This is a genomic window from Paraburkholderia sp. SIMBA_053 (genome assembly GCF_046534895.1).
GTDB classification, from domain to species: domain Bacteria; phylum Pseudomonadota; class Gammaproteobacteria; order Burkholderiales; family Burkholderiaceae; genus Paraburkholderia; species Paraburkholderia caledonica.
Window position 1 is genome coordinate 1 of the sequence record NZ_JAWRXU010001311.1, and the last position, 249, is coordinate 249.

The 249-nt window shown below is 56.2% G+C and carries 1 protein-coding gene; it reads right to left on the reverse strand.

All coding sequences use genetic code 11. The features are described 5' to 3' along the window. On the reverse strand, positions 1 to 98 hold a 98-nt coding region (locus tag SB753_RS39865; protein WP_410805522.1), incomplete at its 3' end, for a hypothetical protein. Positions 99 to 249: the final 151 nt, after the last annotated feature.

A 249-nucleotide genomic window follows, 5' to 3' on the forward strand; every position in this document is an offset into this window, starting at 1 on the left:
TGCTTTAAGCGAAACGTGACGCCCACTTGGCGGGCCGAGTCTTTCCCGTTATCAGCGACGAACATGTTCGGCAGACATACGCCATCGCCTTTGGGAATTTCCTAGGCATTGCGGGCGCAGAGGCCCATCAAAACCGCTTCAGTACGTTGCTTCGCCACGGATGGTTCTGACGATGACTCGCGAAAGCTGATCGCCCGACCATTCTCATAAAGGTAGAACCCGGCAGCACGATGACCGGCCCAGGCAAAT